We start from the raw sequence: 25,968 nt of genomic DNA, 5'->3' as shown, positions 1-25,968 counted from the left end.
TATAGTTGGGTCGGTGAGTTTCGGTCCTCTTCGAAGCCCATGGTTGCGTTGTCGGTGGGGACGCCTATCTCGGGCCGCTATGGCTCGAAGCACTACACGTTCGTCCGACTGGGGTTTTCCGCGCTGGCGCGCTTACGGCGCGAGCACCGAAGCGGTGACCGTTCGGCTGTGCGATCGGCATGGCTGCAACGAGCCCGGCAACTGCCCGGCACCGAAATCGCCCAACAGCCCGGACCGCTGGTATTTCTGCATGAACCACGCGGGCGAATACAACCGCGGCTGGAATTACTTCGAGGGGTTGAGCGCAGAGGAAGCCGCCGAGCGCGAGGCCGCCGAGACGCGAACCGCGGACGGCTATACGGATCCGAAGCACTATGCTTGGGCTGGTTCGGGCGACGGCAGCCGCTCGCGTGACGAGATGCGCGCGCTGGAGGTACTGGACCTGGAACCCGATGCGACGTTCGAGGACGTGCGCGCGGCATGGCGGCGGATGGCGAAGGCGAACCATCCAGATGTCCGGCCGGACGACAAGGACGCGGCGAAGCGGTTCCAGGGCGTGCAGGCAGCGTATGAGGTATTGAAGGCGGCCGAAGATCAGCGGACCTGGAAGCCGGCGTGATCCGGGTACTCGCCAGTCGCTGGCAGGGTAGCGTTCTGGTTTGCGGCAAGTGTTCGAAGAAGCTCGGTGGCGGGTTCGGCGATAAGGGGCGGACGCCGCTGGTCAAACTGTTGCGTCAGGCGCTGGGGGTGAAAAAGGGTCGCAAGGCGGACCGCGGCGTCGTTGAGGTGAAGTGCCTCGGGGTGTGTCCGAAGAACGCTGTGGTGATGGTGGACGGGGCTCGACCGGACCGGTGGATGCTCGTGCCGGCTCGGGTTGACGTTGACGATGTCCTGGAGGCGCTGTCTCATTTGGAGCGAGCGGCTCTACCGCCTGTGTCCTCACCCTCGCCGCCTTCGGCTTCTCTCCCTCTCCCCTGAGGGGAGAGGGAAGGGGCCCGCGGCCACTTGCCGTGTGGGAAGGGTGAGGGCACGTTATTTCTCGTACCGCTCCGCCGTCTCCCGGATCAACGCGATCATGTTCGGGATCCCTTGAGTCCGGTTCGAACTCAACTGCTTGCTCAGGTCGAACGGCGCGAGTTCCGCCTTGATGTCGGTCGCGACAATCGCGCTGGGCGCCTGATCCTGTACCGTCAGCAGTACCAGCGCGATGATCCCCTTGGTGATCGCCGCATTCGAGTCGGCCAGGAAGTGGAGCCGACCGTCGTCGGTCGTAGTCGGATACACCCACACCGACGCCGAACACCCTCGCACCAACGTCGCATCGGTCTTGAGCGCATCCGGCATCGGCTCGAGTTCTTTGCCGAGGTCGATCAGCAGGCGGTAGCGGTCGTCGGGTTCGAGGAAGTCGTATTCCTCGCGGATGTCGGTGAGGGTGGCCATGTGGCTGTGGGTAGCGGTTCGCTCGTAGCGCTTCAACACCGGGGGCAAACCAGAGAGCATATCGTTGGACATCACCACCCCGGCGAAGGCCGGGGCCCAGTTGGGGGACGGCTATGGCAAGGCCTAGCTCGCTGTTATTACAACCTTTCCAACTGGGCCCCGGCCTCCGCCGGGGTGGTCCACGGCTTCCGAAGAGACCCTATAGATCCACCCCGGCGGCGATCGCTTCGAGCTTTTTGATGCGCTCCTTCAGGTCCGCGATCTCGATCCGCGATCCGGTCGACACCGCCACCGGCATGCGACCGTCCTGCATCTGGTCCAGTTCCATCCGCCGCAGCGAGAGCCAGCCGCGCCATCCGGCCAATCCGCCCCCGACGATCATCGCCAGCCCTACAAGGCTCGCCAGCGCCAGGATGATGTAGACGTTAGGTTCGATCATGTCCGCCTCCTCTAGCGGTCGCGGAGCCGTTCGATCTCTCGGTCGAGATCGACGCTCTTGTGGTTGTCGGTGATCACGCGCTCCAGGACCTGGATGCGCTCCTTCATCTGCTGCACTTCGTCGCGCAGCCGAAGGGCGTCGATGCTGTCGACCGGATTCTGCGGGATATTTTCCATCGCGCGGTAACGGGCAGTCAGGACCCTGGCGACCATCACGATCAGGACGATGCAGACGACCATGGAAAAGGGATTCATCGGTATCTCTCCAACGTCGTGGGCTTAGCGGTGGCGAAGCGCTTCGATTTCACGAGCGGTGCGCTCGGCGGGATCGGTGGCGATGCGTTCGAGGACCGCGATCCGCTCCTCGAGACGGAAAACCTGGCCGGTGAGGCGCTCGTTCTCGCTGCTGAGCAGTTCGACTTTTCGTTCGCTTGCCGGGTCCTGCTTGTGCCCACCTCCCCAGTTCATCGAGTTGCCCCAGTCGTCGCTCGGCGGATAGCCGTGCTTGGTACGGATCCAGTTGTTCGCGATCCAGCCGATGGTCGTGATGGCGATGATCGCGATCACGAGCCCAGGTCCACCCCAATTCATCGTCATTCTCCCTGTTGACGCCGCGTCTCAGCGCAGGCTGTCGATCTCTGCCGCGAGGCTGGTGCTGTTGCGGCTGGTATAATGCGTCTCGATGTCGGCGAGGCGGCGGTCGATGTCGCGGAACTTGCTCCGGACCTCGGCGGTCGAGCGCTTCGGGTTCGACCGCACTCCCTGCCAGAACTTCGCGTCGTCGGGCGTCTCGTACAGCCCGATCGGCTTGGCATGCCCCATCCAGGCGACCAGCCAATAGGCAAGCAGCGTCCAGGGAAAGCCGCCGGCGAGCGTGAGCACGACCATCGCGACGCGGACGAAGAGCACGTCGATCCCGGTATAATCGGAGATCCCGGCGCAGACGCCCTTCCACTTGGCATTCTGCTTATCGAGGTAAAACTGGGTGCGGCTGCCGGACATTTCAGTTCCTCCGATCAGAAGTGCGGTCGGATTGCTGGTCCGACAGATACGGCGATTGCGTGGTGCCGAGGCCCGGCTTCCAGTCCGGATTGTCGGCGGCGATGATCCGTTCGACGGTCATCACGCGGTCTTCGAGGCGGCGGGCGAGCATCTGCATCTCGTCGAGCAGCTTCTCGTCTTCCTCGGTGATCCGCGGCGCCTGCTTCCACTTGGTAATGTAGTGCAGGATCACCCACGGCAGCCCGATGAACAATACCGCGCAGACGAGAACGGGGGTCAGGTCATCCATCTCAATCGTCCTTCTTCATGCGCGCTTTCAGCGCGGCGAGCTGGGCGTTGACCTTGTCGTCGCTGCGCAGCTCGGCGATTTCCTCCTCGAGCGTCTTGACGACCCCGAGCCCCATCGCGTCCGCGCGGCCCTCGGCCTCGTCGACGCGGCGGTCGAGGATCTCGAAGCGGCTGAACGCCTCGTGCGTCTTCGGACCGTTGTACATTTCCCGAAGCCGGGTGCGGTTGTTCGCGCTTTCGAGCCGAGTCTGCACCGCGTTCTGCTTGGTGCGCGCCTCGCGGAGCTTGGTCTGGAGCTTGGCGATGTCCTCTTCCGACGCCCGAAGCGCATCGTCGAGTACGCCGACTTCGGCCTTGAGCTGCTCGGCCATGTCGAACGCCTTTTGCCGTTCGACCAGGGCAGCCTTGGCGAGGTCCTCGCGGTCCTTGCTCAGCGCCAGTTCGGCCTTCTCGGTCCAGTTGTCCTGAAGCTGCTCCAGCTTCGAGATATGGCGGCGCATCTCCTTCTGGTCGGCGATGGTGCGCGCGGCGGAGGCGCGGACCTCGACCAGCGTCTCCTCCATCTCGAGGATGATCATGCGGATCATCTTCGACGGGTCTTCGGCCTTCTCGATAAGATCGGCGAAGTTGGCGGCGACGATGTCGCGGGTGCGGGAAAAGATGCCCATGTAAATCCTACTCCAGGGGTCGGCCCGAGGCTCTCGGGGAGCCGTCGGGGTCTTATGCCACGATCGAGGTATGTACCGCGATAGGCGTTGCGTTGTTTGCGATGGCGGGACCGACCGCACCGAGGACGCAGGTTGCGCTGACGACGATGGTGCAGAGGGTGGCGACGACGGTGCGGGCGATGTTGGTGTTGAACATGGTGGGTCCCCTTTAAGACTGGTTGGTTCCGCTATTCGGCGGGTTGCCTCAAGCATTGCATCTGTCGTGCCAGTTTCGAAAATGGCCGAATTGCAGGGGTTTGCGCGATTTTGGGTGTTCGGGCGTTGGCGTAAGCTTGCCAAGAGTTGGGAATTCGCGCCACATCTTCGTCATGGAGCGAACGACACAGGTCATCGGCGAGTCCGGCACGTTCATGGCAGCGCTCGAACGTGCGTCTCGGGCGGCAGCTTTGGACCGCCCGGTGCTGGTGATCGGCGAGCGTGGGACGGGCAAGGAACTGGTCGCCGAGCGCCTGCATCGCCTGTCGCCGCGGTGGGACCAGCCTTTGGTCATCATGAACTGCGCGGCGTTGCCCGAGACGCTGATCGAGGCGGAATTGTTCGGGCATGAGGCGGGCGCGTTCACCGGTGCGACCAAGGCGCGGGTAGGGCGGTTCGAGGAGGCCGATGGGGGGACGTTGTTCCTCGACGAGCTGGGCACGCTGTCGATGGCGGCGCAGGACCGGTTGCTGCGCGCGGTCGAATATGGCGAGATCACCCGGATCGGCTCGTCGCGGCCGATGCGCGTCGACGTGCGGATCGTGGCGGCGACCAACGAGCATCTGCCCGACAAGGTCGACCGGCATGAGTTTCGCGCCGATCTGCTCGACCGGTTGTCGTTCGAGGTCGTGACGTTGCCGCCGTTGCGCGCGCGGACCGGCGACGTGGTCGTCCTTGCCGAGCATTTTGGCCGGCGGATGGCGTCGGAGCTAGGGCGCGAACGCTGGGAGGGGTTCGGCCCGGCGGCGATGGACGCGCTGATCGCGTATCGCTGGCCGGGGAACGTGCGTGAGTTGCGCAACGTCGTCGAGCGCGCGGTGTATCGATGGGAACAGGCCGGGCCGATCGATGCGATCGAGATCGACCCGTTCCAGTCGCCGCATCGCCCCGGCGCTTCAGCTGCGGCGAAACCCATGGTGGTGACCCCACGTGCTGCCGAGGCGGACGAAGGCGAGGACCCGGTGGTCGCGTGCGAGGAAGGCCCTTCCGACTTCAAGTCTCGCGTATCCCGGTTCGAACGCGACCTGTTGTCACGCGCCCTGGCGGAACACCGCTTCAACCAGCGCGCCACCGCCGAAGCGCTAGGCCTGAGCTACGACCAACTCCGCCACGCTCTTAAACGTCACGACCTGCTCAACGCGGGAGCTTAACCCCAACGTCCGTCATCCTGACGAAAGTCAGGATCCAGAGCCAAGCAGCACGGCGTTCGTTACTCTGGATCCTGACTTTCGTCAGGATGACGGGCGGGGGTCAGGCGCTCTTCCCCACCAGCCCCGCCAGCTTCTTCAACTTCGGTGCGACCATCGGCACGGTCAGCATCGTGCTCGCGAGCGCCATCAGAAGTAGTGCGGTGAAGGTCTCGTTGGTGATGATCTTCTTATCCAGCAGGATGTTGACGAAGATGATCATTATCAGCGCCTTGGTCTGGAGCAGCCAGCCGATCGCCGAGGCCTCGCCCGGCCGCCATTTCAGGATCCGCCCGGCGGCGTGAACCCCTGCGAGCTTGCCGCCGACCGACGCGACCAGCAGCAACGCCGCCGCGCCGAACACGGCATAGCCGCCAACCGCCCACTGTGTCTTCAGGCCCGTCGACAGGAAGAACACCGGCATTACCGCGAGCAGCACGAAGTGGCGGAACTGGTCCATCTTCGCCGTCGTGAACCACTTGGCGTCGAGCACCGCGCCCGACAGGAATGCGCCGACCATGAAGTGCAGCCCCGCCCAGTCCGCCGCGAACCCGCAACCCGCAAGCCAGATTAGGCTGACATACCAGCGGTCGCTCTCCTCGATCATCCCCATCAGCTTGCGCACCAGCATTGTGGCGACCGCGAACCCGACCAGAAAGCCGCCCTGCCGACCGACGCGCTCCCAATCGAGCAAGATCAGCGCGAGTACGCCCCAGATCGCGATGTCGTCGAGGCTGGCATAGCGCAGGATACGCTGGCCAATTGGTTCGCGCAGGATCTCGAGCTTTTCGAGGAACAGCACGAGGATGGGAAGAGCGGTGACCGCGCAGGCCATGCCGATGCCGAGCACCACTTGCCACGTCGCGCCGTCCGGCCCGCGCCAGCCGGGGTAACGCAGCATCAGCGCCGCAGCGATGCTGCCGGTGATCAGCGGCACCGCGAGCGCGAGCCCTGCGGTCACACCGGTCTCCCCCCGCCGCTTCCACGCCTCGCCGATATCGAGTTCGATGCCGGCGACCCACACGAACATCATCACCGCCCACCAGGCGATGCCGTTCAGCGAACCCATCGTCGCGGGCGTGAAGATCGTCGCGTAATAATCGGGATACGCCGCGCCGAGCACACCCGGCCCGAGCAGGATGCCGCCGAAGATCTGCACTACCACCAGCGGCGCCCAGTAATCGGTTCGCCCCAGTCGCCACACCAGATACGGCGCGGTGAAAATGATAAGTATCGCGAGGAGGAAAACCTCCGTCGGCGTCATGGCGTGCATCTGGATCCCCCGGCACCGATCGGTTCCCCCCGCCGGCTTCGTTACGGGTGCGACAGTATTCGGGGGAAGCGGGCGCGGCAACCTATCGATGTCCCAATCGGCCCGTCTCGGTTCATTCTGTCCGCTGCGTCATATCGAGACAGGCGTCGAAATGGGTGGGGGGCGACTGGCCGAAGCGCGCCGTTCCAGGCGATCACGCAACGAACGTCGCTGGCGAGCCATTGTCGCGGAAAAAGGAGGGTTTTCAGGTGAAACGAACGTTGCTGGCGCTCGCGCTGTTCGCCGCTCCCGCGTTCGCGCAAGGGGCTGCGCCATTCACGGTCGACGGTCAGGGGTTCGCGACGTTGCAAGAGGCCGTGTCGTCGATCCGCATGGGCACCGCGACGATCCTGATCGCGCCCGGCACATACCGGCAATGCGCGGTGCAGGCCGCGGTCGCATCACCTTCAAGGCGGTCAAGCCGGGCACCGCTATATTCGAGATGGTGGCGTGCGAGGATAAGGCGGCGCTGGTACTGCGGGGGCAAGGCTCGGTCGTCGATGGCCTCGTCTTCCGCGGCTACCGCGTGTCGGGCGGCAACGGCGCGGGGATTCGCAGCGAGATGGGCAACCTGACCGTCACGAACGCGATGTTCCTCGACAGCCAGGAGGTCATTCTCGGATGAGAACCGACCTCGAAGAAGATCACGATCGATCATTCGACGTTCGCAGGGGCTAGGCCAGTGCGGCGAGTCCCCCGGCTGTTCGCACGCGATCTACCTCGCGAACATGGGCAGCGTGACGATCATCAATTCGCGGTTCGAGCGTGGGACGGGCGGGCACTACGTCAAGCTGCGCGTGCCGACCGTGTCGATCACCGACAACAGCTTCGACGATACCGCCGGGCGCAGGACGAACTACATGATCGACCTTCCCGAAGGCGCGACCGGCCTCATTGCGCGCAACACGTTCGTGCGGGGGCGGAACAAGGAGAACCACATCGGGCTGATCGTGGTCGCAGCGGAGGCGAAGACGTACCGTTCGACCGGGTTGCGGGTGGAGGGGAACGATGCGCGGTTGTCTACTGGGGATAGCAGCAGCCCGGCTTTCCTGGCGGATTATAGCCATGACAAGCTGGCACTTGGCACGAACCGCCTAGGAGCGGGGTTGCGGCCGTTCGAGACGCGGTAAGCGCTCGGACCTTCGCCGACCCCTCTCCGTCATCCTGACGAAAGTCAGGATTCAGGGTAACGGGCGCCGCCCTTTGTGGCTCTGGATCCTGACTTTCGTCAGGATGACGGGGAGAGGGCAGGATGACGGGCAAGGGGGAAGGCGCCATGCCAGCCTCAAAGTATGTTCTTCCGCGAAGGCGGGAGCCAGATTGGACTCCCGCCTTCGCGGGAGAACACACCAAGGCGAGCAAGACCTTGCTCAGCTCGGACACGTGCTCGCTGCACCCGGATCGAGATCGAGGCACCGCCCGTCCAGCCCCTTCACCGGCAACCCGATCGTCGCGGCCAAGGTCGGCACGATATCCACCGTCTCCACCGACAGGGGCTGCTCGAACCCCGTCATACCCTTGCGCCAGAACAGGATCGGCACCCGGCGATCGTAATCCCATGGTGAGCCATGCGTCTCGACATAGCCGCTCGCCGGCGACACGATCGTCGTCACGCGCGGCTTGAGCAGCACCACCAACTGCCCCGAGCGCTCCGGATCGAACGACGCACGGGCCCGCTCGATCAGCGTCCAGGTCTCGGGCGGAGACTTGGCCATCGGCGTCGCCATGATCTCGGCGGCGGAGTACGCCCCCGCGATCTGCGGCAGCGCGCGATACCGGCGCAGCGCTTCTCCGAGCACCTTCGCGCGCGTCTTCTCCGGCAGCGAATCATCGATATAGACGTCGCCCTCGGTGCCGAGCAGCACGCTCCTCGACAGCCCCATGTCCTTGGCGATCGCCGTGCCGACCTGCTTGGCCAGCACGTTCTCGTCCATGTGCGCCTCCATCGGCATCGCCCGCTGCTGTTGCCGCTCGGTCGCGTCGTGCGCGCCGTGATCGGCGGTCAGCACGACCTCGTAATCGACCCCGGTCTCGTCCATCACGTCAAGGAAATCGCCCAGCGTCTTGTCGAGCTGCGCCATCTGAATGCACATCTCGGTGCCCTGCGTGCCGTAGGTATGGCCGATATAATCGGTCGCCGACGCGCCGATATCGATGATGTCGGTCTGCGGCCCCTTGCCGAGCTTCATGTCCTGCACCAGCGCCGCCGCCATCGCGAACACCGCGGCATCCGACGCCGGCGACACGCGGAAGCCCTTCGCATCGCCCGACTCGCGCTCGAAGCGGCCCTGGCCGTAGGTCTTGCCCGCGATCACGATCGGATGGTTCACGCCCGCGCAATAGCCGGGCAGCGGCAACGCCGCCTGCGGCTTGGCGATCAGCGCGGCGACGGCGTCGCGCGTACGCTGCACGGCCGGCGGCACCGCGCGGTCGGCGTAGGAGACGTACGTCTTGCCGTCCCACCACCAGAGCTCGTCGACCTTGTGGCCGCCCATCATCACCGCCGCGCGATCCTTGCCCGCGACCGACACCGAGCGCGTCCGCGGATCGCGCGCCTTCATCATCTCGCCGAGCGTCGGCACCTTCAGATGCATGTCCGACACGGTGTAGCTGTCGTGCGTGCTCCCCGTGACGCGCTCGTCCTCCGAGCAATAGACGATCTTGTCGGGCCGCCCGGCGCGCTGATCGACCCAGTTGTTGGCGATGATCCCGGTATGCGCGGGCCGCATGCCGGTCAGGATCGTCGAGTGACCAGGGCACGTCTCGGTCGCGGCATGGCTCTGATACCCGCTCGGAAACACCGCGCCGTTCAGCAGCCGGGTGAAGCCGCCGGTGTAATGGTTGCGATATTGCTGGAACAGGTCGGCGGCGAACTGGTCGACCGAGATCGCAACGATCAGTTTCGGCGGGGTGGCGGGAGCCGCCGCCGGCGTTGGCGGCGCGGGTATCGGTGAGGTCTGGGCGGAGACCGAAGCGGCCGAAGTCAGCAGGAGCGCGGCGATAAGTGCTTTCACGAACAGTCCTTTAGCCAGCGACGACCATCGAGCGAGGCCGTCGCTTTGAAGTGCAATACGACAAGGTCACCGCTATGGCTTTGTGCGATGAACGAAACAAGGATGGCCATGCGCGGATTACGTTGCGTCCTGATGACGGTCTTGCTGGCCGTCTGCGGGCTGGCGAGCGGCCCTGCGCTAGCGGAATCGCTGAACGGTTCCAGCCAGCATCTGATGATGAAGCTGGTTGCCGAAAGCGATCACCCCAGGGCCGGCGCTCCGCTGACGATCGCGCTGGCGACAACGCCGGAGGCCGGCTGGCATGGCTATTGGCAGAATCCCGGCGATGCCGGCTTTCCGGCGACGTTCGACTGGACGCTGCCTGCGGGCGCGAAGGCGGGCGAGCCCGAATGGCCTGTGCCGACGACGCTGCTGATCGCGGGGCTGATGAACTACGTCTACGAGGCGCCCTATGCGCCGCTCGTGACGATCCAGGTCCCGGCGGGGCTGGCGGCGGGGACGAAATTCCCGATCCGCCTGAAGACGAGCTACCTCGTCTGCTCCGCGACGATCTGCGTGCCGGAGGAGAAGGCGTTGTCGCTCGACCTCACGATCGGTGACGGTGCGCCATCGCAGGCGCCATTGAAGTCGGGGGCGTTCGCGGGCTGGCGGCAGGCTATCCCCAAGCCGCTCGACGCGGGCGCTACCTATGCGGCGGGCAACGGGACGATGCGGATCGCCATCCCGTTCCCCGCGGGCGCGAAGGCCGACAAGGCATATTTCTTCCCCGTCACGACCGGCGCGATCGAGAACGGTGCGGCGCAGACTGTCACGCGCGACGGCGACCGGCTGACGATCAGCACCAAAATCGCGGCGAATGCCAAGACCGGCGGCCCCATCGAAGGCGTGTTGCGGATCGGGGATGGGCAGGGGCTCGGCGTCAAGGCGACGCCCGGCGCGGTCGGCGATGCGGCCGGCAGCGGCTCGACCGGCGCGAGCGGCGAAAGCATCTGGCTGACAGCGCTGATCGCCTTCGCCGGCGCAGTGCTCGGCGGCCTGATCCTCAACATCATGCCGTGCGTGTTCCCGATCCTCAGCCTCAAGGCGCTCAGCCTCGCGCGCGGTGGCGCCAGCGAGAAGGACGCGCGCGGCGAGGCCTTGGCCTATACCGCGGGCGTCGTGCTGGTCTGCCTCGGCCTCGGCGCGGCGATCCTTGCCCTGCGCGCAGGTGGCTCGGCCGTCGGCTGGGCGTTCCAGTTGCAGCACCCCGGCGCGATCGTCGCATTGCTGCTGCTGAGCACCGCGATCGCGTTCAATCTCGCCGGACTGTTCGAGGTGCCGACGCCGCGCTTTGCCGGCGAGAGCGGCGCGAGTGGGGCGTTCGCGACCGGCGCACTGGCGGCGTTCATCGCGACGCCGTGCACCGGGCCGTTCATGGGCGCGGCACTCGGCGCGGCGCTCGTGCTCCCCTGGCCGGCGGCGCTCGCTGTGTTCGGCGGGCTCGGATTGGGGCTGTCGCTCCCCTTCCTTGCGATCGGGTTCATTCCGTCGTGGCGGCGGTGGCTGCCCAAGCCCGGCGTCTGGATGGAGACGTTCCGCCACATCCTGTCGGTGCCGATGTTCCTCACCGCGATCGCACTCGGCTGGGTGCTCGGGCGTCAGACCGGCGTGGACACGCTGACGCTGGCGCTGGTCGCGGTACTGACGGTCGGCGCAGTCCTCTGGATCGGCGGCTCGCGCCAGCGCAAGGGCAAGTCGTTCGGCGTGGTCGCGCAGGTCCTGTTGCTCGTCGTGTTCCTCGGCAGCGCCGTGCTGATCTCACGCGCGCCGCCGGTCGCCGCCAAGAGTGCCACTACCGGCGACGAAGCGTTCACCGAGGCCAAGCTTGCCTCGCTGCGCGCCGAGAAGCGCCCGGTGTTCGTGTACTTCACCGCCGACTGGTGCCTGACGTGCAAGGTCAACGAGAAGGCGGCAATCGACACGACCGGTGTCCGTGATGCGTTCGCCAAGCACAAGGTCGCGGCCTTGATCGGCGACTGGACCGACGGCGACCCGGTGATGGGCCGCTTTATTCAGGCCCACAACCGTGCCGGTGTGCCACTGTACCTGTATTACGCGCCGGGCGCTGCCGAACCCACCGTCCTCCCGCAGGTCCTGACACCTGGACTACTAGAAGGCCTGGGGGCTTAAGAGGATTCCCCTCCCTGGAAGGGAGGGGCTAGGGGTGGGTCGGCCCATTGGCTGACGTCGCACTAACCCCGAGCCGACCCACCCCCAGCCCCTCCCTTCCAGGGAGGGGAGCAGGTCAGTTAGTCATATTCTTGACTTGTGCAGCGCAGCGAAGCGTTGCAGCATGGAACCGCAACGCTTGATGGGGAATTGATCGTTCCGATGGGGAAACAAGCGTTCGACGAGATCATGGGGACACCGGGCGACACGACCGCCCGGCCCGAACTGGCGGCTCTCGGCAAGTGGATCGAGGATACGCCCGACGCCGAGCTGCGCCGCCGTCAGGAAGCCGCCGAGACGACGTTCCGTCAGCTTGGCATTACCTTCGCAGTCTACGGCGAAAACGAAGCGGCTGAGCGGATCATCCCGTTCGACATCGTCCCACGCGTATTTCTCCACGACGAATGGACGCGGCTGTCCGACGGGCTGGTGCAGCGGGTCGAGGCGATCAACGCATTTCTCGATGATATCTACGGTGAACGGCGTATCCTGAAGGAGGGCATCCTTCCCGAGGATCTCGTGCTCGGCAACGCGCAGTTCCGGCCCGAAATCGCCGGTATTCGCCCCCCGCACGGCGTCTGGGCGCATATCTGCGGGATCGATCTGGTCCGCACCGGCCCCGACGATTTCTTCGTGCTCGAGGACAATGCGCGTACGCCCTCGGGCGTCAGCTACATGCTCGAAAACCGCGAGGCTATGCTCCGGCTGTGTCCTGAACTCTTCCGCGAATTCCGCGTCGCGGCGGTCGACAGCTATCCCGACCTCCTTCTCGAGACGATGAAGTCGGTCGCGCCGCATGGCACGGGCTCGAACCCGACGTGCGTATTGCTGACCCCCGGCCACTACAATTCCGCCTATTACGAACACAGCTTCCTCGCGGACTCGATGGGCATCGAACTCGTCGAAGCGGCCGATCTGGTGGTCGACGACGATGTCGTCTGGATGCGGACGATCGCGGGCCGTGTGAAGGTCGACGTGATCTATCGACGGATCGACGACGATTATCTCGATCCGCTCGTTTTTCGCCCCGATTCCGCGCTCGGCGTGCCCGGGCTTATCGCTGCCTATGCCGCCGGCAACGTCGCGATCATGAATGCGCCGGGCAACGGCATCGCTGACGACAAGGCGATCTACAGCTACATGCCCGACATCGTGAAGTTCTACTCGGGCGGCGAATGCAAGCTGCGCAACGTCGAAACCTGGCGCTGCCGCGAACCCCAGGCGCTGAAGTACGTCCTCGACAATCTCGAAGACGTCGTCGTCAAGCTGGTCGACGGATCGGGCGGTTACGGCATGCTTGTAGGCCCGACCGCGTCGAAGCAGGAGATCGAGGACTTCCGCGCGGCGCTGATCGCAGAGCCGCATCGCTACATCGCGCAACCGACGCTCGCTTTGTCGACCGTCCCGACTATGGCGAAAGGCGGCCTCAGCCCACGTCACGTCGACTTCCGCCCGTTCGTGCTGAGCGGCTCGAAGGGCGTACAGGTCGTCCCCGGCGGCCTTACCCGCGTCGCGCTCAAGGAAGGATCGTTGGTGGTCAATTCGAGCCAGGGCGGCGGTACGAAGGACAGTTTTGTCCTGATGGCGGACCAATCGCAGCGGATGAACGCTGGCGGTATGTCGCAGACGATGGGCGGGATGACGCAGACTTCGGGCGCGCAGACCTCCGGGGGGAATTCCTGATGCTGTCGCGCACGGCATCCTCGCTCTACTGGCTCGGCCGCTATTTCGAGCGCGCCGACTTTATCGCCCGACTGGTCGAAGCTACCGTCCGCCTCGACGTGCTTTCCTCGCAACCCTCGGGCGATGCCGCCTGGGCATCTGCCTTAGCCGTTACCGAGACCGACGAGGCCTTCGCTGCGACCGGCGTGGGGATCGGCCAACGCGACGTCGTTCGGTTCCTGACGCTCGATTCGAGCCATCCGGGTTCGATCGTCCGGTGTCTCGACATGGCGCGCAACAATGCCAAAGCGGTCCGTACCGCTCTGACTCGTGAGGCCTGGACCGCGATAAACCGCGCGTGGCTGCTGTTCGAGAACCGTGCCACGCCGGGCAGCACGACCTCGCAGCTGAACCTCGTCGAGGCGGTCAAGAACGAGACGCGCGGGTTCGAGGGTGCGGTCCACCGCATGCTCCGCAACCAGACGACGTGGTTCATTCGACTTGGGCAGGCAGTCGAGCGCGCTGACAACACCGCGCGGTTGCTCGACGTCAAATACCATATCCTGTTGCCCGAGGGCGAGCGGCTTGGCGGCGCGATCGATCGCGACCAGTGGACGACGATCCTCCAGACAGTGTCCGCGGTCACCGCCTATCGCTGGCTATACAATGACGGGCTTCGTCCTGCCGACGTCATCGACCTGCTACTGGCACGGTCCGAACTGCCGCGCAGTCTGGCCGCGTCGGTTGAGGAGACGGTCGACGTGCTCAACCTGCTCGCCAAGCGGACGGGAAACCATGGCGAGGCCGATCGCATGGCGCGGATGCGCGCGTCGCGGATGGCGAAGACGCGATCGGGCGAGGTTATCGCCTCCGGGCTGCACCAGTATCTGCAGGCGTTCATCGCCGAGAACGCGCTGCTGCACGGTGCGATCGGCCGTCAGTTCAAGTTCCTCTGATGCGGTTGTCGATCGATCATCACACGATCTACCGCTTCGCGCAGCCGCAAGGCCGGCTTGTGCAGATGCTCCGGCTCACGCCCGAGAACACGCACGACCAAACGGTTGCGTCGTGGCGGATCGACGTCGATTGCGACGCGCGGTTGCGACCGGGGCGGGACGGTTTCGGCAATGCCGTGACGATGTTGTACGCCGAGGGGCCCGTCGAAGGGATTGAGATTACGGTGAAGGGCGAGGTGCTGACCAGCCATTCGGATGGCGTCCTGCACGGGGTGCACGAGACTCTTCCGCCCGCACTGTTCCTCCGGTCCACCGAGGCGACTGCTCCCGACACGGCCATTGCCAAGTTCGCGGTCAATGCTGCCGCGGGCGCCCGCGATCGGATCGGCGCGCTACACCGCTTGAACCGTGCGTTTCACAAGCGGTTCGTCTTCGACGCCGGACGTCCCGAGCCGGGTCGAACGGCAGCCGCCGCTTTCCGCATGGAGAGCGCCACGCCGCGCGACATGGCACACATGTTCGCCGTCGCCGCGCGGTCGCTCGGCGCGCCGGCGCGGTACGTGTCGGGCTATCACCATAACGATCACGAAGTCGTACATCTGCCTACCCCGCACGGCTGGGCCGAAGCGTTCGTCGACGAGCTCGGCTGGGTCGGGTTCGATCCGTGCACGGGCATGTCGCCGGAAGAGCATTACGTCCGCGTGGCGATGGCGCTCGACGCGGCTGGGGCTGCGCCGATAGCGGGTTCGCGATTGGGCGAGGGCGGCGAGGAGCTCGACGTCGACGTGGTGGTCCAGCGCGAGGACTAAGCCTGTGTCCCCGCGAAGGCGGGGGCCCAGACTCCTGCTTTCGCTGGAGAACGTGAGAAGCGGAATGCGAAAAGGCCCCCCCGGCGAAGACCGGGGCCCAATTGGCAAGGTGTTCGTAACGAAGTGGTGCGCGCGATTAGCAGCGTTTTCCAATTGGACCCCGGCCTTCGCCGGGGGGTGGCTTTTAAAGTGCTGGCTAGCCACCCAACCTTCAGCATCGACAACTCAAACCAAAACCGCAACCCTCGCAGGTGCCGGCACGAGATCCGCATCCTCCAGCCGCCGCCACCCCGCCGGTCCTAAGACCTCCAGCGGCCGATACCGCGTCTTGTACTCCATCCGCGGCGAGCCCTTCACCCAGTATCCAAGATACACATACGGCAGCCCGGCATCTCTCGCGCGCAGGATGTGGTCCATGATGATGAAGTTGCCGAACCCGGGCCAGCGTGCGTCGTCGGCGGCAAAGAAGCTGTAAACCATCGACAGCCCGTCCGCCTGCCGATCGGTCAGGCAGGCGCCGATCAACGCGCCCGGCACGCCGTCGACGCCCGGTTCGCGGTACTCGACGATCACAGAATTGACCGGCGAATGCTCGACCATGTCGGCGTAATCGTCCTCGTCCATCCCCGCCATGCCGCCACCGGGATGACGCGTACCCAGATAGCGGCGGAGCAACTGGAACTGTTCGTCGGTTGCCCATGTCCTGCACGCGGTCACCTCGATATCGCCGAGCCGCTTCAGCAATTTGCGCTGCGTCGCGTTGGGCACGAACTCATCGGTCACCACGCGCACAGAGACGCACGCCGTGCATCCTGTGCAGGACGGGCGATACGCCACGCCTTGACTGCGACGAAAGCCGATCCGCCCGAGTGCATCGTTCAGTTCGTTCGCATGCGGACCGGTCAGCTCGGTGAACACCTTGCGCTCCTGCCGATCCGGCAGATACGGGCACGGCGCAGGGCTGGTGACGAAAAAGCGCGGGAAACGAAAGGGCGCGGTCACCGAGCGGAAAGTCCTTCAGGCAGGCGCGATCAGCCGCGTCGCCTCGTATATGGCTGCCCCGCGCAAACGTTCAATCGGTTTGCCACGAATGTCGGTGAACGCGGTAAATCACCGTATCAGAATGGGATTATGCCAGCTCAACGGTCGATGTCTCATACCCGCCAGCGCGCAATGCTCCCACCAGCCGGTCGAGATGCGCGCGGTCGCGAAGTTCGCATTCGATGTCGGTGATCAGGCCCTTCGCCGGCAACGTCGTGAAGACCCGCTGGTGATAGATCTCGATGATGTTGACGCGTTCCTGGTCGAAGATCCGCGCGACGTGGAATAGCGCACCCGGCTTGTCCTGCAACCGGATCCGCAATCGCGCGAGGCGTCCCGAACGCGCCAGATCGCGCAACAGCACGTTGGCGAGCAGCCGCGTATCGATATTGCCGCCGCACAGAACGATGCCCACGGTCTTCCCGGCAAACCGCTCGGGGTGCGACAGCAGCGCAGCAAGCCCGGCAGCCCCCGCGCCCTCGACCACGGTCTTCTCTATCTGGAGCAGCAAGCTGACCGATTCCTCAAGGCTCCGCTCGCTGACGAGGACGATCTCGTCGACCAGTTCGGCGACGATCTTTGAGGTGATCGCGCCCGGTTCCTTGACCGCGATGCCCTCGGCTAGCGTATCTCCAGCGCAGGCCATGTCGGTGCCGTTGATCCGGTTGTACATCGACGGGAACAGCTCGGCCTGCACGCCGACGACCTCGATCGGGTGACCACCTGGCGCTTCGCTCAAAGCCCGCGCGACCGTCGACATGCCCGAGATCAGCCCGCCACCGCCGATCGGAATGACTAGCGTATCGAGTTGCGGCACGTCTTCTAGCATCTCGATCGCGACGGTGCCTTGGCCCGCGATAACGCGTGGGTCGTCGAACGGGTGGACGAAGGTAAAGCCACACTCGCCCTCCAGGATGCGGGCATGCGCATAAGCCGCGTCGAACGTCTCGCCGTGCAGCACGACGTTGGCGCCATGGCCTTCGGTCTGCATGACCTTCACGGTGGGCGTGTTGGTCGGCATCACGATCGTCGTCGGGATGCCAAGCCGGTTGGCGTGATAGGCGAGGCCCTGCGCATGATTGCCCGCAGACGCCGCGATGACGCCCTGGGCGCGCGCTTCGGCCGACAGCTGCAACAGCGTGTTGAGCGCGCCGCGCTCCTTGTACGCCGCTGTGAACTGGAGGTTCTCGAACTTCAGATACACCGTCGCGCCGGTCATCTTGCTCAGCGTCTTGCTGATCAGCGTCGGCGTGCGGACGATCGAGTCGCGGATCCGGTCGTGCGCGACGCGGACGTCGTCGATCGAGACGGGGAGAGTGGGTGCCGCTACGGCAGCGTCGGTAGCCATGCCCGACCCGCTAGACCATCTGGCGCGCATGGGAAACACCGCTTATGCGCGGAGGCTATGGCAAAACTGGCATTCATCGGAACCGGCGTCATGGGCGCGCCGATGGCGGGACACCTCGCCGCGGCAGGGCACGACGTCACTGTCTATAATCGGACTCAGGCCAAGGCGTTGGCATGGGCCGATAAATATGGCGGCACGGTCGCCGACACGCCGGCCGCCGCTGCGAAGGACGCTGACGCGGTGTTCGCCTGCGTCGGTAACGACGACGATCTTGCCGCTGTCACGTTAGGCGACGATGGCGTGTTCGCGACGATGCGCGACGACGCGGTGTTCGTCGATCACACCACGGTCTCCGCCTCGATCGCACGGCGGCTGGCCGGCGAGCGTGCGCTGGTAGTCGACGCGCCCGTATCGGGCGGTCAGGCCGGCGCGGAGAACGGCAAGCTCTCGATCATGTGCGGCGGCTCGGCCGAGGCGATGGCTAAGGCCGCACCCTTTATGCAGGCCTATGCGGCGCGGATCGTCCATGTCGGTGAAGCCGGCGCGGGCCAGACCACCAAGATGTGCAACCAGATCGCGATCGCCGGCGTGATCCAGGGCGTCGCCGAATCGCTGCGGTTCGCGCAAAACTCCGGGCTCGATCTCGACAAGGTATTCGAAGCGATCTCGGGCGGCGCGGCGCAAAGCTGGCAGATGGTCAATCGCTGGCCGACGATGGCGAAGGACGAGTTCGACTTCGGCTTCGCGGTCGATTGGATGCGCAAGGATCTTGGGCTCGCCCTCGACGAGGCGCGGCGCAACGGCGCGGTGCTGCCGGTCGCGGCACTGGTCGATCAGTTCTACGCGGATGTGCAGGCTATGGGTGGCGCTCGGCAGGACACGAGCGCGCTGGTACGGAGATTGCCGAAGTGACCCCTCCCAAGATTTCGACATCGCCCCCCTCGCTGAAAGGGAGGGGGGCGATGTTAGCGCTGTCGGCGATGCTCCTCCCGACCCCTGCGCTCGCCGACGGGATCGTCGACAACGTCAACGGCGTGACCATCGCTGATGGCGGCCGCGTCATTCACTTCAAGGCGATCCTGATCGACAAGGACGGTCGCGTGACGCGGCTCGTACCGCCCGGCGAAGAGCCGCCCAAGCTCAGTCGCAAGGAACTCAAAAAGAACGCCGGCAAGCCGCTCTACGACTGGCGCGTCGACATGCGCGGCAAGACGATTCTGCCCGGCTTCGTCGACGCGCATGGTCATGTCCTCGAGATGGGCTTCGGGGCGCTGTCGCTCGACCTCTCGATGACCAAGTCGCTCGAAGAGGCGAAATCCCGCATCGCCGCGTACATCGCGGGTAATCCCGATCGAAAGTGGGTTCTGGGCCGCGGCTGGAACCAGGAGGCCTGGGGCCTCGGCCGTTTCCCGACCGCTGCCGATCTCGAATCCGTGTCCGGCGGGCATCCGATCTGGCTGTCGCGCGCGGATGGCCATGCGAGCTGGGCGAACCGCGAGGCCATGCGCGAGGCCGGCATCACCGGGTCGACCGTATCGCCGGCCGGCGGACGCATCGAGAAGACAAATGGTGCGCCTGCTGGCGTGTTCGTCGACGGCGCGCAGGCGTTGATCGAGAAGGTCGTGCCGCAGCCGCTGCCTAAGGAGCGCGATGCCGCATTCCTCACCGCGCAACGAATCCTGCTCGGCTACGGCGTTACTGCGGTGGCGGACATGGGCACGACGCTCGACGACTGGCTGACCTATCGGCGGATGGCGGATATCGGCGGGTTGCGCGTCCGGATCATGAGCTATGCGATGGGTGTCGAGACCGCGAGCCGGATCGGCGGCAAGGGGCCGACGCCGTGGCTGTATAACGACCGCCTGAGGATGGGCGGCGTGAAGCTCTACGCCGACGGTGCGCTGGGCTCGCGCGGCGCGTGGTTGTTGAAGCCCTATGCCGATGCGCCCGGCCAGTCGGGGATCGGCTTCCTTACCGATGATCAGCTGCAGAACCAGATGAGCCGCGCGGCGATGGACGGGTTCCAGGTCGCGGTCCATGCGATCGGCGACAAGGCCAACCAGATGGTGCTGGACGCGATCCAGGTCGAGAGCGAGACCTATACCGGCGACCGTCGCTGGCGGATCGAGCATGCTCAGGTCATCGATCCGGCCGACCTCCCGCGCTTCGGCAAGTTCGGCACGATCGCGTCTATGCAGCCCACGCATGAAACCAGCGACCGGACGATGGCCGAGGCGAGGCTGGGGCCTAACCGGCTGACGGGTGCCTATGCGTGGAAATCGATGCTGACCAATGGCGCCAAGCTCGCGTTCGGGACCGATTTCCCGGTCGAGAAGCCCGATCCGTTCGCGACCTGGACCGCGGCGTTCACGCGGCAGGATGCCGACGGGCAACCGCAGGGCGGATGGCAGCCGCAGGAACTCGTCACGCGCGAACAGGCGTGGTGGGCGATGACCGGTGCTGCGGCCTATGCCGGGTTTGCGGAGAAGCAGTTCGGTGCGCTCGCGCCGGGCCAGCGCGCGGACTTCATCGTCGTCGACCGCGACCCGACGATGGCCTCACCGACCGACCTGCGCGCGACCAAGGTCGACGAGACGTGGATCGGCGGTGAGAAGGTCTGGACGCGCAAGTAACCTCAACGACTTACGGGGGTTACTAGCGCATCCGGATCAGCCCCTCCTGCGCGACGCTGGCAACCAGTCGGCCGTCGCGGGAGAAAATGCGCCCGCGGTTGAAGCCGCGGGCATGACCCGACCACGGGCTGTCGCACGCGTAGAGTAGCCAGTCGTCGGCGCGGAAATCCTCGTGCAGCCAGAGCGAATGGTCGAGGCTGGCGGTCTGCAAGCCAGGCGTGATCCAGTTCTTGCCATGCGGCAGAAGGGCCGTACCGAGCAGCGCCATGTCCGAGGCATAGGCGAGGATCGCGCGGTGCATCGCCGGATCGTCGCCAATCGGCGCGACCAGGCGGAACCAGTTGGCGTAGTTCGGCTCCTGCGGGGCGGGCTCGATCCAGTTGCGGGGGTTGACCGGCCGCACCTCGATCGGCCGCCAGCGCAGCATGTGCGCGCGGAATTTCTCGGGGATGCCGTCGATGTTCTCCAGCCGCAGGTCGCGGTCCGAGCGGAGGGTTTCGGGCGCCGGCACGTCGGGCATCGCGTCCTGGTGGTGCAGGCCCTCCTCGGGCATCTGGAACGACGCCGCCATGTTGAGGATCGGCTGTCCCTTCTGCATCGCGATCACGCGCCGCGTTGCGAAGCTACGCCCCTCGAAATCGCGCACTACGCGGTAGACGATCGGATAGTCCTCGTTCCCCGGCCGCATGAAATACGCGTGCAGCGAATGCGCCGCCTTTGGGCCGTCGGTGGAGCGTTGCGCGGCTTGCAGCGCTTGCGCGATCACCTGCCCCCCGAACACGCGACCGACCCCGCCGGGCTGGCGCTTGCCGACATAGAGATCGGTATCGACCTCCTCGATCTCAAGCAGGTCGACGAGACCTTGGGCGAGCGCTTCCGGTGAGGTATCGGCGATATCAGTCGTCATGTGGAATCTTCACCTTTGTTCCCCGGCGGAGGCCGGGGCCCAGTTGGGAAGGTCGCAATAACGGAGGATCATGGTAACCGGCAAGGTTCGCCCAACTGGGCCCCGGCCTCCGCCGGGGAACGGGCTTTACAGTACTCGGCCTTTCAAAACGCCGCTGTTCAATACCCCGCCGCGATCGCCAGCCGATCGGCGTGGAAGTTCGCATCCCCAAACATCTCGGCCAGCACCCGCGCGCGCTTCATGTAGAAGCCGATGTCGTATTCGTCGGTCATGCCGATGCCTCCGTGCATCTGGATGCCCTCCTGCACGCTGAGCGTCGTCGCCAGCGTCGTCATCGCCTTGGCCACCGACACCGCCTCGTCCGCCCGCTCGCTGCCTTGGTCTAGCAACTGCTGCGCCTTCAGCACGGCGGCCCGCGCCACCTCCATTTCCGAATACAGATGCGCGGCACGGTGCTGGAGCGCCTGGAAGCTGCCGATCAGCGTCCCGAACTGCTTGCGCTGTTTCATGTAGCCGACCGTCATGTTCATCGCCCCGCCGCCGACGCCGAGCAATTCTGCGGACGCACCGGTGCGACCTGCGCGCAAAAGGCGATCGAGCGGCGTACGGCCGGCATCGACCTCGCCGATCACCGCGTCCGCATCGACTTCGACGCCCTCGAACTCTAGCCGTGCGGCCAAGCTAGAGTCCGCGAGGCGTTCGGCGTTTGCAGTCAGTCCTGCGGTATCCTTCGGCACCGCGAACAATGTGATACCGTCCGTGTCGTTATCCGACCCTCCGGTACGCGCGGCAACGATGATCAGATCGGCGGTGTGGCCATGCGTGACGAACCGCTTGGCGCCGGTCAGCTTGAACCCGTTGCCCGAGCGTTCGGCCTTCATCGCGACGGTGTCCCGGTGCTTGGCGCCCTCGTCGATCGCGAGCGCCGCGACGGTCTCGCCCGCGATGATGCCCGGAAACCAGCGCTCGGCTTGCCCGGTACCCTTGAGGGCCTCGACCGCCGCGACCGCAGTGGACAGGAACGGGGAGGGCGACAGATTGCGCCCGATCTCCTCCAGCACCACGCCCGCCTCGACATGGCCGAGCCCGAGTCCGCCCTGGTCCTCGCCGACAAGGATGCCGGTAAAGCCCATCTCCGCGAACTGCTTCCACAGGTCGCGCGAGAAGCCTGTCTTGTCGTCCGCATCTCGCAGCGCGCGCATGTGGCTGACCGGCGCGTGTTCGGCGACGAAATCGCGAATGGTGTCCTGAAGGGCGGTCTGGTCGTCGTCTAGATACAGTGGCATTTCTTCGTCCTTCTACTCCCTCGCCCCGTCGGGGAGAGGGTCGGGGTGAGGGGCTGTTGGGTCGGATCGTCCGAGCCTCACCGCCCCTCACCCGCCTGCGCTTCGCTGCGGCACCCTCTCCCCGAAGGGGCGAGGGATAGGTTTACGCCGGCAATTCCAGGATCCGCTTGGCGATGATGTTGAGCTGGATCTCGCTGGTCCCGCCCTCGATTGAGTTTGCCTTGGTCCGCAGCCACGACCGCGGGATCGCGCCGCCGCGCGACCGCTCGCTGTCCCATTCGAGCGCGTCCGACCCGCCCGCTGCCATCATCAATTCGTACCGCGACTTGTTCAGTTCGGTGCCGTAATATTTCATCATGCTCGGCTGCGCCGGATGCGCCTTCCCCGCCTTTAGTTCGTCGATGAAGCGTTCGGACATCGCCCCGAACGCCTTCGCGCGCACCTCGAACATCGCAATCGACGCGCGCAACAATGGATCGGCCAGCCGCCCGTCATGCCCGAGCCCAACGGTCGCGATCGCCCCGTCGATCAGCGGATTACCGCCACTCGACGCCAGCCCCATCCCCGAGATCATCTCGCGCTCATGCCCGAGCAGGTATTTCGCGACGTCCCAGCCCTTGTTCTCTTCATAAACGCGGTTGACCTTCGGCACCTTCACATTGTCGAAGAACGTCTCGCAGAACGGTGAATTGCCACTGATCAGCAAGATCGGCTTGGTCGACACGCCGGGCGAGGCCATGTCGAACAGCACGAAGCTGATCCCGCCCTGCTTCGACGTCTTGTCGGTGCGCACGAGGCAGAAGATCCAGTCGGCCTTGTCGGCATAGGACGTCCATACCTTTTGCCCGTTGACGAGATAATGGTCGCTCTTGTCCTCGGCAGACGTCGCCAGCCCGGCCAGGTCGGAGCCCGCATTCGGCTCGGAATAGCCTTGGCACCAGCGGATTTCGCCGCGCGCGATCTTAGTCAGGTGATCGAGCTTCTGCTCCTCGGTGCCGTACTTCAAGAGCGCCGGCCCGAGCATCGAGATCCCAAACGAATTGAGCGGGTTGCGCGCCTTTATTGCTGCCATCTCTTCGCGGAGGATCTTAGTCTCGGCGGGCGAGAGTCCGCCGCCGCCATACGCCTTGGGCCAGTCCGGCACGGTCCAGCCTTTGGCGGCCATCTTGTCGAGCCACTCCTTCTGCGCAGGAGACGAAGGCTTGAACTGACGTCCGCCCCAGCAGACGTCGTCCTCCGAGCGCACCGGCTTGCGCATCTCGGGCGGGCAGTTCTCCGCGAGCCACGCGCGGGTTTCGGTACGGAAGGTGTCAAGGTCGGTCATATCGGTCCTTTCTCCCTCTCCCCTGCGGGGAGAGGGTCGGGGTGAGGGGCTGTAAGGGAGGGTAGCGTTCGCGGCGCCCCTCACCCCAGCCCTATCCCCGCAGGGGAGATGGGGCGGAAGTTACTTGATCTTACCGCCGGTTGCGGCTGCATCCTTCAACGACTTGGCAACGGTGAACCCGTATTTCTCGAGTCCCGTCACCACCTTCGGCAAGCCCTCGGACTGCGCCCAGAACATCGGTCCGCCGCGGTAGACCGGCCAGCCGTATCCGTAGATCCAGACCACATCGACGTCCGCCGCGCGCTGCGCCTTGCCCTCTTCGAGGATCAGCGCGCCTTCGTTGACCATCGTGTAGAGCGTCCGCACGACGATCTCCTCGTCGCTGATGTCGCGCGGCGTCACGCCCGACTTCTTGCGGAAGTCGTCGATGATCTCGGCGACCCGCGCAGAGTTCGACGGCGTCCGCTTCTCGTCGTAATCGTAGAAGCCCGCCTTGGTCTTCTGGCCCCAGCGGTTTTCCGCCGCCAGCGCATCGCGGATGTTCTCGATCCGGCTCGGGTCGCGGTGCCAGCCGATGTCGACGCCGGCGAGGTCGCTCATCTGGAACGGGCCCATCGGCATCCCGAACGCGACATGGACCTTGTCGATCTGCTCCGGGCTCGCGCCTTCAAGCAGCAGCTTGGTCGCCTCGACCTGCCGCGGCATCAGCATGCGGTTGCCGATGAAGCCGTAGGTGACGCCCGCCACCACGGCGACCTTCTTGATCTTTTTCGCGAGCGCCATGACGGTCGCGAGCACGTCGTCCGCGGTCTTGTCGCCGCGCACTACCTCGAGCAATTTCATCACGTTGGCGGGTGAGAAGAAGTGCATCCCGACGACGTCCTCGGGCCGCTTCGTGCACGCCGCGATCTCGTCGATGTTCAAATACGAGGTGTTCGACGCTAGGATCGCGCCGGGCTTTGCGATCGCGTCGAGCTTGGTGAATATCTCCTTCTTCACCTCCATCGTCTCGTACACCGCCTCGATGATCAGGTCGCATTCGGCGAGATCGGCGAAGTCGAGCGTCGGCTTCAGCGCGCCCATCGCCTGCTCGACCTGCTCGGGCTTCATCCGGCCCTTGGCGGCGGTCGCCTCGTAATTCTTCCGCACGACGCCGGTGCCGCGGTCGAGCGCGTCCTGCTGCATCTCGACGATCGTCACGGGGATGCCCGCGGACAGGAAGTTCATCGAGATGCCGCCGCCCATCGTGCCCGCGCCGATCACGCCGACGCGCTTGATCTCGCGCAGCTTGGTGTCCCCGGGGACGTCGTCGATCTTCGCGGCCTGGCGCTCGGCGAAGAAGATGTGGCGTTGTGCTGCCGACTGCACGCCGGTCATCAGCTTCATGAATTCCTGGCGCTCGAACGCTATGCCCTCTTCGAAGCTGGAGCCGTCGGCGGCCTTCTCGACGCAAGCGATGTTCGCAGCAGGCGCGTCGAAGTTGCGAAAACGGCGCGCATTCTCCTTCTTGAACGCAGCGACCGCGTCGGGATCGGCCTGCGCCGTCTTCTCGGACGCGCGGGGCAGCGGGCGCTTGGTCGCGATCTCACGGGCGAACGCGATGGCATCGGCTTCGAGTGTATCCTCACCGACGATCTTGTCGATCAGGCCGGCGTCGAGCGCCTTCTTGGCCGAGATCGGATCGCCCTTCGCGGTCATCTCCAGCGCGAGCTTCACGCCGGCGATGCGCGGGATACGCTGCGTGCCACCCGCGCCGGGGAGCAGGCCGAGCTTCACCTCGGGCGTGCCGATCTTGGCCGACGGGACGGCGACGCGGTAGTGGCAGCCGAGCGTGACTTCGCAGCCGCCGCCGAGCGCGGTGCCGTGGATCGCCGCGACGACGGGCTTCGACGACGCCTCGATCATGTCGACGACGGTGGGCAGGCCGGGCTCGACCATCTCCTTGCCGAACTCGGTGATGTCGGCGCCCGCGAAGAACGTGCGGCCGTCGCAGCGGATCACCATCGCGGTGATGCTGTCGTCCTTCACGCCTTCCTTGATCGCCGCTTCGAGGCCCTGGCGGACCGCGGCACCGAGCGCGTTGACGGGTGGGTTGTTCGAGATGATGACGAGCACGTCGTCATGGCGTTCGGTGCGGATCGGGCTGGTCATTCTAGTCTCCTGGTGCCGGCTCCGTGATCCCGGCGAACG

Annotated in this window: 25 protein-coding genes and 1 pseudogene; 9 read left to right on the top strand and 17 right to left on the bottom strand. The window is 65.4% G+C overall.

Going from position 1 to position 25,968, the window contains the following annotated elements; all coding sequences use genetic code 11:
- The first annotated feature begins 79 nt into the window (after positions 1-79).
- A complete protein-coding gene (locus tag QFZ54_RS06970; protein WP_307085726.1) occupies positions 80-619 on the top strand; it encodes a J domain-containing protein in 540 nt (179 codons plus the stop codon).
- On the opposite strand, the gene QFZ54_RS06965 is transcribed toward QFZ54_RS06970, so the two are convergent.
- The 9 genes from QFZ54_RS06965 to QFZ54_RS06925 form a co-directional block, all read right to left on the bottom strand.
- Positions 595-909 (bottom strand): hypothetical protein, encoded by a 315-nt coding sequence (locus QFZ54_RS06965; protein WP_307085725.1) that lies wholly within the window; start codon positions 907-909, stop codon positions 595-597. The two genes, QFZ54_RS06970 and QFZ54_RS06965, sit on opposite strands and share 25 nt — an antisense overlap.
- 123 nt (positions 910-1,032) lie before the next feature.
- Positions 1,033-1,440, bottom strand: a complete 408-nt coding sequence (locus QFZ54_RS06960; RefSeq protein ID WP_307089314.1) for a SufE family protein — start codon at positions 1,438-1,440, stop codon at positions 1,033-1,035.
- A gap of 199 nt (positions 1,441-1,639) precedes the next feature.
- On the bottom strand, positions 1,640-1,879 hold the full coding sequence (locus QFZ54_RS06955; protein ID WP_307085724.1) for a hypothetical protein: 240 nt from the start codon (positions 1,877-1,879) through the stop codon (positions 1,640-1,642).
- A gap of 11 nt (positions 1,880-1,890) precedes the next feature.
- Positions 1,891-2,133 carry a hypothetical protein gene (locus QFZ54_RS06950; protein WP_307085723.1) on the bottom strand — a complete coding sequence of 81 codons (243 nt, stop codon included), beginning with the start codon at positions 2,131-2,133 and terminating at the stop codon, positions 1,891-1,893.
- A 24-nt stretch (positions 2,134-2,157) separates the two neighbouring features.
- On the bottom strand, positions 2,158-2,469 hold the full coding sequence (locus QFZ54_RS06945; protein ID WP_307085722.1) for a hypothetical protein: 312 nt from the start codon (positions 2,467-2,469) through the stop codon (positions 2,158-2,160).
- A 27-nt stretch (positions 2,470-2,496) separates the two neighbouring features.
- Positions 2,497-2,880, bottom strand: coding sequence for an envelope stress response membrane protein PspC (pspC, locus tag QFZ54_RS06940; protein WP_187502365.1), 384 nt, complete (start codon positions 2,878-2,880; stop codon positions 2,497-2,499).
- 1 nt (position 2,881) lies between these two features.
- Positions 2,882-3,169, bottom strand: coding sequence for an envelope stress response membrane protein PspB (pspB, locus tag QFZ54_RS06935; protein ID WP_187502364.1), 288 nt, complete (start codon positions 3,167-3,169; stop codon positions 2,882-2,884).
- Between the two features lies 1 nt (position 3,170).
- A complete protein-coding gene (pspA, locus tag QFZ54_RS06930; RefSeq protein WP_187502363.1) occupies positions 3,171-3,836 on the bottom strand; it encodes a phage shock protein PspA in 666 nt (221 codons plus the stop codon).
- 52 nt (positions 3,837-3,888) lie between these two features.
- On the bottom strand, positions 3,889-4,032 hold the full coding sequence (locus tag QFZ54_RS06925; RefSeq protein ID WP_307085719.1) for a hypothetical protein: 144 nt from the start codon (positions 4,030-4,032) through the stop codon (positions 3,889-3,891).
- Between the two features lie 172 nt (positions 4,033-4,204).
- Here QFZ54_RS06925 and pspF point away from each other — a divergent pair, with 172 nt between their 5' ends.
- Entirely contained in the window at positions 4,205-5,242 is a 1,038-nt protein-coding gene (gene pspF, locus QFZ54_RS06920; RefSeq protein ID WP_307085717.1) for a phage shock protein operon transcriptional activator, read from the top strand.
- A gap of 100 nt (positions 5,243-5,342) precedes the next feature.
- On the opposite strand, the gene QFZ54_RS06915 is transcribed toward pspF, so the two are convergent.
- A complete protein-coding gene (locus QFZ54_RS06915) occupies positions 5,343-6,551 on the bottom strand; it encodes a cation:proton antiporter (protein ID WP_307085715.1) in 1,209 nt (402 codons plus the stop codon).
- 248 nt (positions 6,552-6,799) lie between these two features.
- Here QFZ54_RS06915 and QFZ54_RS06910 point away from each other — a divergent pair.
- A pseudogene (locus QFZ54_RS06910) lies at positions 6,800-7,720 on the top strand (right-handed parallel beta-helix repeat-containing protein).
- Positions 7,721-7,960: 240 nt separating this feature from the next.
- On the opposite strand, the gene QFZ54_RS06905 reads toward QFZ54_RS06910, so the two are convergent.
- Positions 7,961-9,604 carry an alkaline phosphatase family protein gene (locus QFZ54_RS06905; protein WP_307085714.1) on the bottom strand — a complete coding sequence of 548 codons (1,644 nt, stop codon included), beginning with the start codon at positions 9,602-9,604 and terminating at the stop codon, positions 7,961-7,963.
- A gap of 108 nt (positions 9,605-9,712) precedes the next feature.
- Here QFZ54_RS06905 and QFZ54_RS06900 point away from each other — a divergent pair, with 108 nt between their 5' ends.
- The 4 genes from QFZ54_RS06900 (at position 9,713) to QFZ54_RS06885 (ending at position 15,239) form a co-directional block, all read left to right on the top strand.
- Complete coding sequence (locus QFZ54_RS06900; RefSeq protein WP_307085711.1) at positions 9,713-11,773, top strand: protein-disulfide reductase DsbD family protein; 2,061 nt, start codon at positions 9,713-9,715, stop codon at positions 11,771-11,773.
- A 201-nt stretch (positions 11,774-11,974) separates the two neighbouring features.
- On the top strand, positions 11,975-13,495 hold the full coding sequence (locus tag QFZ54_RS06895) for a circularly permuted type 2 ATP-grasp protein (protein ID WP_307085709.1): 1,521 nt from the start codon (positions 11,975-11,977) through the stop codon (positions 13,493-13,495).
- Entirely contained in the window at positions 13,495-14,430 is a 936-nt protein-coding gene (locus QFZ54_RS06890; RefSeq protein WP_307085707.1) for an alpha-E domain-containing protein, read from the top strand. The genes QFZ54_RS06895 and QFZ54_RS06890 overlap by 1 nt, the downstream gene beginning before the upstream one ends.
- Positions 14,430-15,239 carry a transglutaminase family protein gene (locus QFZ54_RS06885; RefSeq protein ID WP_307085705.1) on the top strand — a complete coding sequence of 270 codons (810 nt, stop codon included), beginning with the start codon at positions 14,430-14,432 and terminating at the stop codon, positions 15,237-15,239. The genes QFZ54_RS06890 and QFZ54_RS06885 overlap by 1 nt, the downstream gene beginning before the upstream one ends.
- Positions 15,240-15,464: 225 nt before the next feature.
- Here the strand turns inward: QFZ54_RS06885 and QFZ54_RS06880 are convergent, their stop codons facing one another.
- Both QFZ54_RS06880 and QFZ54_RS06875 read right to left on the bottom strand, forming a co-directional pair.
- Complete coding sequence (locus tag QFZ54_RS06880; RefSeq protein WP_307085703.1) at positions 15,465-16,241, bottom strand: arginyltransferase; 777 nt, start codon at positions 16,239-16,241, stop codon at positions 15,465-15,467.
- Positions 16,242-16,368: 127 nt separating this feature from the next.
- Positions 16,369-17,628, bottom strand: coding sequence for a threonine ammonia-lyase (locus QFZ54_RS06875; protein WP_307085701.1), 1,260 nt, complete (start codon positions 17,626-17,628; stop codon positions 16,369-16,371).
- A gap of 57 nt (positions 17,629-17,685) precedes the next feature.
- Between QFZ54_RS06875 and QFZ54_RS06870 the strand changes: the two genes are divergently transcribed.
- A complete protein-coding gene (locus tag QFZ54_RS06870) occupies positions 17,686-18,540 on the top strand; it encodes an NAD(P)-dependent oxidoreductase (RefSeq protein WP_307085699.1) in 855 nt (284 codons plus the stop codon).
- A gap of 50 nt (positions 18,541-18,590) precedes the next feature.
- Entirely contained in the window at positions 18,591-20,261 is a 1,671-nt protein-coding gene (locus tag QFZ54_RS06865; RefSeq protein ID WP_307085696.1) for an amidohydrolase, read from the top strand.
- 22 nt (positions 20,262-20,283) lie between these two features.
- On the opposite strand, the gene QFZ54_RS06860 is transcribed toward QFZ54_RS06865, so the two are convergent.
- The 4 genes from QFZ54_RS06860 to QFZ54_RS06845 all read right to left on the bottom strand — a co-directional run bounded on the left by QFZ54_RS06860 (position 20,284) and on the right by QFZ54_RS06845 (position 25,929).
- Positions 20,284-21,168: an acyl-CoA thioesterase gene (locus QFZ54_RS06860; protein WP_307085694.1), complete on the bottom strand. Its 885-nt coding sequence runs from the start codon at positions 21,166-21,168 to the stop codon at positions 20,284-20,286.
- A 158-nt stretch (positions 21,169-21,326) separates the two neighbouring features.
- Positions 21,327-22,454, bottom strand: coding sequence for an acyl-CoA dehydrogenase family protein (locus QFZ54_RS06855; protein ID WP_307085692.1), 1,128 nt, complete (start codon positions 22,452-22,454; stop codon positions 21,327-21,329).
- Positions 22,455-22,596: 142 nt separating this feature from the next.
- Positions 22,597-23,778 carry an acyl-CoA dehydrogenase family protein gene (locus QFZ54_RS06850; RefSeq protein WP_307085690.1) on the bottom strand — a complete coding sequence of 394 codons (1,182 nt, stop codon included), beginning with the start codon at positions 23,776-23,778 and terminating at the stop codon, positions 22,597-22,599.
- A gap of 120 nt (positions 23,779-23,898) precedes the next feature.
- Positions 23,899-25,929 (bottom strand): 3-hydroxyacyl-CoA dehydrogenase NAD-binding domain-containing protein, encoded by a 2,031-nt coding sequence (locus QFZ54_RS06845; protein ID WP_307085689.1) that lies wholly within the window; start codon positions 25,927-25,929, stop codon positions 23,899-23,901.
- Positions 25,930-25,968 lie beyond the last annotated feature (39 nt).

The sequence above is a fragment of the Sphingomonas faeni genome, from assembly GCF_030817315.1.
Taxonomy (GTDB): domain Bacteria; phylum Pseudomonadota; class Alphaproteobacteria; order Sphingomonadales; family Sphingomonadaceae; genus Sphingomonas; species Sphingomonas faeni_C.
Note: the sequence above shows the minus strand (reverse complement) of the source record. Positions and strands in the feature narration are given on the sequence as shown.

Bases quoted from the DNA above. Each gene is read 5' to 3' on its own strand.
- QFZ54_RS06970 (WP_307085726.1), top strand. From the start codon at position 80: ATGGCTCGAAGCACTACACGTTCGTCCGACTGGGGTTTTCCGCGCTGG.
- QFZ54_RS06965 (WP_307085725.1), bottom strand. From the start codon at position 909: ATGAGACAGCGCCTCCAGGACATCGTCAACGTCAACCCGAGCCGGCAC.
- QFZ54_RS06960 (WP_307089314.1), bottom strand. From the start codon at position 1,440: ATGGCCACCCTCACCGACATCCGCGAGGAATACGACTTCCTCGAACCC.
- QFZ54_RS06955 (WP_307085724.1), bottom strand. From the start codon at position 1,879: ATGATCGAACCTAACGTCTACATCATCCTGGCGCTGGCGAGCCTTGTA.
- QFZ54_RS06950 (WP_307085723.1), bottom strand. From the start codon at position 2,133: ATGAATCCCTTTTCCATGGTCGTCTGCATCGTCCTGATCGTGATGGTC.
- QFZ54_RS06945 (WP_307085722.1), bottom strand. From the start codon at position 2,469: ATGAATTGGGGTGGACCTGGGCTCGTGATCGCGATCATCGCCATCACG.
- pspC (WP_187502365.1), bottom strand. From the start codon at position 2,880: ATGTCCGGCAGCCGCACCCAGTTTTACCTCGATAAGCAGAATGCCAAG.
- pspB (WP_187502364.1), bottom strand. From the start codon at position 3,169: ATGGATGACCTGACCCCCGTTCTCGTCTGCGCGGTATTGTTCATCGGG.
- pspA (WP_187502363.1), bottom strand. From the start codon at position 3,836: ATGGGCATCTTTTCCCGCACCCGCGACATCGTCGCCGCCAACTTCGCC.
- QFZ54_RS06925 (WP_307085719.1), bottom strand. From the start codon at position 4,032: ATGTTCAACACCAACATCGCCCGCACCGTCGTCGCCACCCTCTGCACC.
- pspF (WP_307085717.1), top strand. From the start codon at position 4,205: ATGGAGCGAACGACACAGGTCATCGGCGAGTCCGGCACGTTCATGGCA.
- QFZ54_RS06915 (WP_307085715.1), bottom strand. From the start codon at position 6,551: ATGCACGCCATGACGCCGACGGAGGTTTTCCTCCTCGCGATACTTATC.
- QFZ54_RS06900 (WP_307085711.1), top strand. From the start codon at position 9,713: ATGCGCGGATTACGTTGCGTCCTGATGACGGTCTTGCTGGCCGTCTGC.
- QFZ54_RS06895 (WP_307085709.1), top strand. From the start codon at position 11,975: ATGGGGAAACAAGCGTTCGACGAGATCATGGGGACACCGGGCGACACG.
- QFZ54_RS06890 (WP_307085707.1), top strand. From the start codon at position 13,495: ATGCTGTCGCGCACGGCATCCTCGCTCTACTGGCTCGGCCGCTATTTC.
- QFZ54_RS06885 (WP_307085705.1), top strand. From the start codon at position 14,430: ATGCGGTTGTCGATCGATCATCACACGATCTACCGCTTCGCGCAGCCG.
- QFZ54_RS06875 (WP_307085701.1), bottom strand. From the start codon at position 17,628: ATGGCTACCGACGCTGCCGTAGCGGCACCCACTCTCCCCGTCTCGATC.
- QFZ54_RS06870 (WP_307085699.1), top strand. From the start codon at position 17,686: ATGGCAAAACTGGCATTCATCGGAACCGGCGTCATGGGCGCGCCGATG.
- QFZ54_RS06865 (WP_307085696.1), top strand. From the start codon at position 18,591: ATGTTAGCGCTGTCGGCGATGCTCCTCCCGACCCCTGCGCTCGCCGAC.
- QFZ54_RS06860 (WP_307085694.1), bottom strand. From the start codon at position 21,168: ATGACGACTGATATCGCCGATACCTCACCGGAAGCGCTCGCCCAAGGT.
- QFZ54_RS06855 (WP_307085692.1), bottom strand. From the start codon at position 22,454: ATGCCACTGTATCTAGACGACGACCAGACCGCCCTTCAGGACACCATT.
- QFZ54_RS06850 (WP_307085690.1), bottom strand. From the start codon at position 23,778: ATGACCGACCTTGACACCTTCCGTACCGAAACCCGCGCGTGGCTCGCG.
- QFZ54_RS06845 (WP_307085689.1), bottom strand. From the start codon at position 25,929: ATGACCAGCCCGATCCGCACCGAACGCCATGACGACGTGCTCGTCATC.